General features: G+C 73.6%; 5 protein-coding genes. 2 read left to right on the top strand and 3 right to left on the bottom strand.

Annotated elements, in window-relative coordinates; translation table 11 throughout:
• Window positions 1-73: 73 nt before the first annotated feature.
• From ACFU99_RS23720 to ACFU99_RS23710, 3 genes are all read right to left on the bottom strand, one after another.
• Window positions 74-1654, bottom strand: a complete 1581-nt coding sequence (locus tag ACFU99_RS23720; RefSeq protein ID WP_384395109.1) for a DUF5719 family protein — start codon at window positions 1652-1654, stop codon at window positions 74-76.
• Window positions 1651-5496: a glycosyltransferase gene (locus tag ACFU99_RS23715; RefSeq protein WP_384395107.1), complete on the bottom strand. Its 3846-nt coding sequence runs from the start codon at window positions 5494-5496 to the stop codon at window positions 1651-1653. Before ACFU99_RS23715 ends, ACFU99_RS23720 begins: the two co-directional genes overlap by 4 nt.
• Before the next feature lie 358 nt (window positions 5497-5854).
• Window positions 5855-6118 carry a WhiB family transcriptional regulator gene (locus ACFU99_RS23710; RefSeq protein WP_003983763.1) on the bottom strand — a complete coding sequence of 88 codons (264 nt, stop codon included), beginning with the start codon at window positions 6116-6118 and terminating at the stop codon, window positions 5855-5857.
• 753 nt (window positions 6119-6871) lie between these two features.
• Between ACFU99_RS23710 and ACFU99_RS23705 the strand changes: the two genes are divergently transcribed.
• Window positions 6872-7378, top strand: coding sequence for a cysteine dioxygenase (locus ACFU99_RS23705; RefSeq protein ID WP_384395105.1), 507 nt, complete (start codon window positions 6872-6874; stop codon window positions 7376-7378).
• A gap of 88 nt (window positions 7379-7466) precedes the next feature.
• Window positions 7467-8426: a 2-phospho-L-lactate transferase gene (cofD, locus tag ACFU99_RS23700; protein WP_384395103.1), complete on the top strand. Its 960-nt coding sequence runs from the start codon at window positions 7467-7469 to the stop codon at window positions 8424-8426.
• Window positions 8427-8428: the final 2 nt, after the last annotated feature.

Below are 8428 nucleotides of genomic sequence, written 5' to 3'. Positions count from 1 at the left end.
GGCCCAACCCAAGAGGGGCGGCCCAACCCAAGAGGGGCCCGACCGAAGCGGGGCCCCGACCACTGCCTCGGTCTCAGTCGTTCAGCAGCGACAGCCGCTGTTCCGCCTCCGGGACCTCGACCGTCCCCCGGTCGTCGGGCAGCGTCTGGATGGTGAACATCGGAACGCCGCCCTCCGGCAGCGCCAGCATCCGCGAGGCGTACACCGGGCCGCCGGAGGTCTTCTCGACCGTCACGGCGAACGCGCCCTTGCCACCGCCCGGCTTCGGCGGGTCGACGGCGAGCGTCGTGCCGGCCTTGACGGAGTAGTTCTTGCTGACCGGGGTGCCGCCCTCGCTGCCCGCGGAGGAAGTGACCTTCACCTCCGCGTCCTTCGAGGGCGCGACCAGGGACAGCGTCGAGCCCTTGGCGCGGTTGTCGGCGACCGTGCCGCGCTCCTCGATGGGCCTCGTCGCCGGAATGAACGCCGTCTCCTGCTTGTCGCCCTTGCCGCGTGTGACGCGCAGCGCCGCGACCACCTTGCCGCTGCCGCCCTCCGAGGCCAGCAGCAGCGAGCCCGCCTCGCCGCTGGTGATCGCGCCGAGGTCGGCGGTGGCCATCATGCCGCTCTTGACGTGCAGCGACTCATGACCGGCCGGGGTGATGGAGCCGCTCTTCCCGGCGAGCTTGATCTTGAGGTCGGCGTCGCTGCCGCCGGGCGCGAAGGCGACGAGCCGCACCGAGGTCGCGTCCGCCGGCACGCCGGGGAAGACCGCGCCGGACGCTTCCTCGGCGGAGGCCGGCAGCCAGTCGCCGCCGGTCTTCTCGTCCGACGCCTGGACCGCGGCCCCCACGCGCCCCGAGCGGGCCGCGACATGGACCACGACGTCCTCCGCGGGCTGGCTCGTGAGGGTCGACAGGAGCACCCGCACCGTGGACCGGGGCGGGACGTTGACGCCCTCGCCGGTGGGGGCCTTGATACGGCCGTCCTTGCCGTACAGCTCCAGGTCCACGACGGCCGGGGTGTTGTCCGGGTTGGTCAGGTGGGCGTAGTCCTGGCGCGACTTGCCGGTGCTCGCCCCGGGGAACCAGAACGACGTGTCGGGGGCCGCGCAGGTCAGGCCCTGCACGCCGCGCCCGCTGCCCGCGCTGATCGTGGTGGTCTGCTGCACGCTCCAGCCGGGGGCGAGCGCGCCGTCGGCGGAGCCGAAGAGGGCGGGGGCGTCGGAACTGTCGGTGTCGGCGGTCACCGGCTTGCCGGGCTCCTTCACCGAGACGACGGGCTTGGCCGTGCCTTTGGAATCTTTAGGGTCCTTGGAGCCCTTGGAGTCCTTGCCGTCCTTGCCATCCTTCTTCCCCTTCTCGTCCTTCTTCCCCCCGGAGCCGCCCGACGAGGATCCCCCGACGGGCAGCATGTCCGCCGTGGGCGTCCCCGTGGACTTCTGGGACCCGCTCGCGCCGCCCTTCCCCTGCGGGGTGAACGCGGTGTACGTCGTCTCCCCCACCTCCGAGGACGGAGGCGGCGGGCACACCAGGGTCGAGCGCTGTACGGGCAGCCGCTCGGCCGTCTTCGCGGTGGGCCGGGACGATTCGGAGGGCACGGTGACCGCGGCGACGCCGGTGACGGCGGCGAGCGCGGCGACGGCGCCGAAGAAGGTCAGGGTGGTGCGGTTCACTGGTGCTCGCTCCCGTCGCGGTGCGGCTGCGGCTGGGTTCCGTTGCCGTACGCCGTGTCGTAGTGCTGCTGCCCGCCGTAGGCGTACGGGTCGTACTGGCCGCCGTCATAGGGCTGCGCCGGGTACTGGCCGTCCGGGTACTGGCCGTCCTGGTACTGCCCCTCCGGGTACTGGCCCTCGGGGAACTGCCCGCCGGGGACGCCGGGATGCTGCCCCGCGGGGTACTGGCCGTCCTGGTACTGGCCGTCCTGGTACTGGCCGTCCTGGTACTGACCGTCCTGGTAGCCGCCCTGATAGTGGCCACCGCCCTGGTAGTGCCCCTCCTGGTACGGGTCGCCGCCCTGCTGTCCGTAGCCCGCGTAGTTCTGGCCGTCCCACTGCCCGTACTGCCCCTGCTGGGGCACCGCGTACGGGTCCGCGAAGTGGTCCGCGCCCTCCGGCGGCCCGTCGTGTCCGGAGGCGGCGTCCGCAGCGTCCGCAGTGCCTTCGCGCCCGTACGGATCGGCCGCGGGCTCACCGTCGGCGGCCGGTTCCGCGCCGGCCTGGTCGGTCTCCGCCGCGGCCCGCAGCCTGCGCGCCCGGCGGCCCTCCCCCGACGCGGCCTGCGCCGGTACGGCCGCGGCCTCGGCCTCCGGGAGGTCGTCGTCGACCTCGCGGCGGCGGCCCGGCAGCGCGAGCACCAGCAGCACGACGCCCAGCAGCCCCTGCGCCCACACCCACGCGGTGTGCGCCAGCGGGGTGTCGTACGTGAGGTCCAGCCGCCCGCCGCCCGCCGGGAGCTCGAAGCCCTGCGCCCAGCCGCCCACGGTGGTGGCCTTGAGCGGCTTGCCGTCGAGGGTCGCCTGCCAGCCGGGCGCGGCCCGGTCGGAGACGCGCAGCACGCGCCCCGCGGGGCCGTCCGGGATCTTGCTGTGCGCCTCGACGGGCCCGGCCGCGACCGGCACCGGCGGCGTCGCCGCGCCCTGTCCCGCGCCGTCCTTCGCCCCGTCGACCACGGCGACGCGCGCGACCTGCTCGTCCACGCGCCACAGCGAGCTGCGGTCCTCCTGGCTGAGCCGGGTCAGGCCCGGCGTCGCGTCCAGCGTCCGGCCGAGCGGCTTGGCGCTGTCGCGGAGGAGGACGTAGCCGACGGCGTACTCGCCGAGCCGGCTGGTCTGGTCGGCGCCGGAGCCCGCGACGAGGTTGGCGACGACGGCGTCGAGCTTCTTGTCGGGGCCGTCGGCCGTGGCCAGCTCGGCGTCGCCGAGCCGCGCGCCGGAGCCCCGTACGAGCGTGTAGGCGACGTGCGCGGGCTCGCCGCCGAGGACGAGGGTGCGCGCCTGGTCGCGGGTGCCGGCCTCCTCCGCGACGAACGCGGGGACCTGCACCGGGTCCCGCCGCTCGACCGGCCCGTCCGCGCCGCTGATCATCCAGCTGGCGGCGGCGACCACGGGGGCGGCGGCCGCGGCGACCGCGATGAGGGCGGCGACGGGCTGCCGCCAGCCGAAGCTGAGGCCCGTGACGCGCGTACGGGCGCCCTCCGCGCCGATGACGGCGGCGCCGATCAGGGCGATGCCGTAGACGAGGGAGGCGGGGCCGGCCCAGCCGGAGCCGTTGGCGAGCGCGGCGAAGAGCAGGCCCACCAGGGCCACGGCCCAGGCGCAGCGGACCGCGGGCTGCCGGTCGCCGCGGAGCAGCGCGGCGAGCGCGGCCAGCACGATGCCGAGCAGCAGCAGCCCGCCGAAGGTCTTGGGGCCGCCGGGGTCGACGGAGAGCAGCTGGAGGGCGGAGGCGGCGCCGTGCTGGTAGTCGAGTCCGGCCTCGGTGAGGAAGCGGCCGGGGTGCGTGAGCAGCGACAGGGACCAGGGGGCGAGGGCGATCAGCGGCGTGCCGACGACCGCGAGGAACCGCAGGCCGTGGGCGAGCAGCGCCTCGCCCCGGCCGACGACGACGCGTACGAGCAGGGTGGCGACGCCCAGCACGAGGGCGATCGGCCAGACGATCGGGGTGAAGGCCGCGGTGAAGGTGAGCAGCAGCGCATACGTCCAGACCGCGCGCCAGCTCGGGCGGGCCTTGGGCGCGCGCATCCCGGCGGCCGCGACGGCGGCGCGCGCCATGAGCGGCAGCAGGATGGCGAGCACGGCGGTGCCGAGCCTGCCGCCCGCGAGCGCGCCGGTGGCGGCGGGCAGGAAGGCGTACGCGACGGCGGCCCAGGCCCGCAGCTGCCGGGAGCCGACCAGGGGCCGGGAGGCGAAGTAGGCGGTGAGGCCGGCCAGCGGCACCGAGCAGACCAGCAGCAGGGTGAGGGTGAAGCCGGTGGAGCCGAGGAAGAGCGTCGAGAGGGTCGCGAGGATCGCGAGGTAGGGCGGTGCGGTGTCGGTGTTGCCGGTGCCGACCGGATGCCAGCCGTCCAGATAGCTCGACCAGAGGGCGGAGAGGTCGGGGGCGGGCAGCAGCGCGCCGCCGGACAGCGAGCCGCCGCCGATCAGGGCGCGGCAGGCGACCAGGGAGACGAGCAGCAGGGCGGCGAAGAGCACCGGCGCGGGCCGCCGGGCGATGCGCTTGAGCCGGGCGAACTGCTCGATCTCCAGGAAGTCCGCGTCGTCGCCGCCGGGGCCGGACTCGACGCCGCCGTGCCGGCCGGCGGAGGACAGCTCGGGTTCGGAGCGGCCGTTGAGGTTGCCCGCGACCTGTTCGAAGGTGGCCCGTACGGTCGCGCCGGGCGGCGGGAAGAGCGGCCGCAGCTCGCTCGCCTCCACCGCGGGTTTGCCGCGCTGTTTGCGGGCGGCGAGGATCCGGCCGGGGCGCAGCAGCGTGCCGAAGAGCCCGGCGAGTTCGTCGAGCGCCTGGCCGGGGACCTTGCCGACGAGGTAGGCGAGGGTGCGCAGCAGGGTGCCGATCACGAGCCGCGCCATGACATACGGGAGGGCGGCGGCGCGGCTGTTGGCGAGGAGGGTGTAGACGGCGCCGGCCTTGTCGACGCGGTGCGGGTTGGCGACGGAGCGGCCCACGCAGTCGACGGGGCGGCGCTCGCGGGCGGACGCCTCCGCGTGCCGCAGCACGGCGTCGGGGGCGACGAGCACCCGGTGCCCGGCGGCCTGGGCGCGCCAGCAGAGGTCGACGTCGTCGCGCATGAGGGGCAGCCGGGCGTCGATGCCGCCGAGTTCGTCCCAGACGTCGCGGCGGACGAGCATGCCGGCGGTGGAGACGGAGAGCACGGTGCGTACCTGGTCGTGCTGGCCCTGGTCCTGTTCGCGGCGTTCCAGGCCGGTCCAGCGGCGGCCGCTGCGGGCGATGGAGACGCCGACTTCGAGGAGCTGGCGGCGGTCGTACCAGCTGCGCAGCTTGGGGCCGATGATCGCGGCGTGCGGGTCGCTGTCGGCGACGCGCAGGAGTTCGGCGAGCGCGTCGGGTTCGGGGGCGCAGTCGTCGTGCAGCAGCCACAGCCACTGGACGGGTTCGCCGTGCGGCAGCTCCGGCATGTCGTAGGCGTCGTCGCGCCAGGTGCGGCTGACGGGGTCCCAGCCGCTGGGCCGCTTCAGATAGGGCAGGTCCTCGGGGGTGAGGACGGCCGCGGAGCGGACCGCCTCGTCGACGGCGGTGCCGAAGCCGCTGCGCCGCGCGAGGTGCAGCACATGGTCGGCGCCGAGGGCCTCGGTGAGCAGCTGGGCGGATTCGTCGCCGCTGCCGGTGTCGGCGCCGACGGCGTTCTGTACGGGCCGTTCCTGGCCGAGGAGACCGCTCAGGGCCTGGGGCAGCCATCGGTCGCCGTCATGGGAGACGAGCACGGCGGTGACGACGTGCCGCGGGAACTCTGGGGTGGCGGCCGGGTTTTGAGCCGCCGACTGACTGTGCACGGACATCGAGGTACGGGCCCTCCGGCCGGGGTCCCAGGGGTCGCCCCCCGGATAGCTGCGTGCTTGGACTGCGATGGACGCCCGCGCCCCGTGGGGTCGTTGGTGCGTCGCGGACGGCACCCCACACTAATGGTTCGCCGGTGTCCGCCGACCGGGTCCGTACGAGCCCGGCGGCCCGGAACGCACGGCGGCCCGCTTCCGGCGGGCGTGGTGCCGGAGGCGGGCCGTGCGGTATGTGCGCTTTCGCAGTGTGTGCAGTGCGTGCGGTGCGTGTGCGGTTCGCGGTGTGTGCAGGGTGAATCGAGTGTGTTTCGCGACGCGGTGATGGAGCGATGACGCGGCCTCGGCCGCATGCGGTCCCGCGTCAGACCGCGGCCTTCTTCAGGCGGCGGCGTTCGCGCTCGGACAAGCCGCCCCAGATGCCGAAGCGTTCGTCATTGGCGAGGGCGTATTCAAGGCACTCGGAGCGGACTTCGCACGCAAGGCAGACCTTCTTCGCCTCGCGCGTGGATCCGCCCTTTTCCGGGAAGAACGATTCGGGATCGGTCTGGGCGCAGAGTGCGCGCTCCTGCCAGCCGAGCTCCTCGTCCGCCTCCTCGACCAGCAGTTCCTGAAACAGCTCGGTCATGTGCGCCCCTAGTCTGTCTTTGCGTCCCCGTGATGTTGCCGTTACCGAATACGGCTGAACGACACGAGTGAAATTACAAGTGTGCCGATCCGGGCCAGTCAAGCCGAGATCTGCTATTGGGCCCCTTATTCACTCTGCGGAACCAAGGCTATGCGGAAAGTGTTCAAATCGCCATAAGACGGGACACACCCTCTCGCCCGCCGCGCATCGCCTCCCCGAAGGAGAGGACGCCATGCGCGCCGATCCCGTTGCACCTCATGCAACGGGGGGCGTTTGCGGGTGCGCCTGGTGCGCCACCTCTCCCGGCGCATGGCCGTACAAACCTTTCGTTGAGCACTTTAACCGGATGAGGTGAAACATTATCCCCAAACCGGACATCTGGTTGACAAGGAGAGTCGGCAGCCGCTCTCCTTGTTGCATGCCAGCGACCCACACGCTCTGCCTGACCCGTTCCTACGGGTCCCGCTGCGCTGTGCAGGCACGCTGTCGCTGTTCCAGCTGTTGACGCCACCGAGCTCCAGCTGAGGCGGGCGCGCAGAGCGCGGCCCGTTCCACCCGAGCGGACCACCGCAGCCGCCCACCGGCGCGGCCGGGTCCGCGCCGCGCCCGGCCAACGGCGTCACTTCGCGTCTCCGGGCTCATGCCGCACTCATGCCCCGTGACTCCTTGACTCATGGCCCCTGGGCCCCGCAGCACTTCCACAGCATTTCCGCAGCCACTCCTGCCGAGACTCTTGCCGAGGACCTTCCGCACATGAACAGCGACGTCCAGATCGCCGGCGACCCGCTCGCCATCCCGCACCTCCTGCCGCCCGTCGCCGCCCACCCCTCGACCGTCGCCGGGTTCGCCGGCCTGGCCACCGCCATCGCGGCCGACCGCGACGGCTGGACACACCTCGTCCGCTACGACGCGGCCAGCCGCTGGTACCACCGGCTGCGCACCGGCCCCGGTTACGAGGTCTGGCTGCTGAGCTGGGTTCCCGGCCAGGGCACCGGCCGCCACGACCACGGCCCCTCCTCCGGCGTCCTCACCGTGCTGGACGGCGAGCTGACGGAGCGCTCCGCGGCCGACGGCCCCGTACAGGCGGACGCCGCCGCGCCCCTTCGCCTCGGGGCGGGCGCGCAGCGCATCTTCGCGCCCGGCTACGTCCACGAGGTCGTCAACGACTCCCTCGAACCGGCCGTCAGCCTGCACATCTACTTCCCCGGCCTCACCGAGATGCCCATGCGCGGCCCGCGGTGCGCGGAGCTGGCCCGCTGACATACCGTCCGTCGGCGTAAGGGAAGCGGCGGGCCGGCGGCCGCCACCGGCCTTCAACACGTCGGCCCCCGGCTGACAGACTGGCCCCATGCAGCGCATTGTGGTTCTGGCCGGCGGCATCGGCGGTGCCCGCTTCCTACGCGGCCTCAAGTCAGCAGTCCCCGACGCGGACATCACCGTCATCGGGAACACCGGCGACGACATCCATCTCTTCGGCCTGAAAGTCTGTCCCGACCTCGACACCGTGATGTACACGCTCGGCGGCGGCATCCACGAGGAGCAGGGCTGGGGCCGGGCCGGGGAGACCTTCGCGGTCAAGGAGGAACTGGCGGCGTACGGCGTCGGGCCCGAGTGGTTCGGCCTCGGCGACCGCGACTTCGCCACGCATATCGTCCGCACCCAGATGCTCGGCGCCGGATACCCGCTCAGCGCCGTCACCGAGGCGCTCTGCCGGCGGTGGAACCCCGGCGTCCGGCTGCTGCCGATGACGGACGACCGCGTCGAGACGCACGTACTGGTGGACACCGACGAGGGCCGCAAGGCCGTGCACTTCCAGGAGTACTGGGTGCGGCTGCGCGCGTCCGTGGACGCGCACGCCGTCATCCCCGTCGGCGCCGAGCAGTCCAAGCCCGCGCCCGGCGTCCTGGAGGCGATCGCGGCGGCGGACGTCGTGCTCTTCCCGCCGTCCAACCCCGTCGTCAGCGTCGGCACGATCCTCGCGGTGCCGGGCATGCGCGAGGCCATCGCGGACGCCGGGGTGCCGGTCGTCGGCCTGTCCCCCATCGTCGGCGACGCGCCCGTGCGCGGCATGGCCGACAAGGTGCTGGCGGCCGTCGGCGTCGAGACCAGCGCCGCGGCCGTGGCCCAGCACTACGGCTCCGGGATGCTCGACGGCTGGCTCGTCGACACCGTGGACGCCGCCGCCGTCGAGCCGGTGGAGGCCGCGGGCATCCGCTGCCGCGCCGTGCCGCTGATGATGACGGACCTCGACGCCACGGCGCGGATGGCCCGCGAGGCGCTCGATCTCGCCGAGGAGGTACGGGCGTGAGC

The sequence above is a fragment of the Streptomyces sp. NPDC057654 genome (assembly GCF_042800135.1).
Lineage (GTDB): Bacteria > Actinomycetota > Actinomycetes > Streptomycetales > Streptomycetaceae > Streptomyces.
This window is presented reverse-complemented; position numbering and strand designations above follow the sequence as displayed.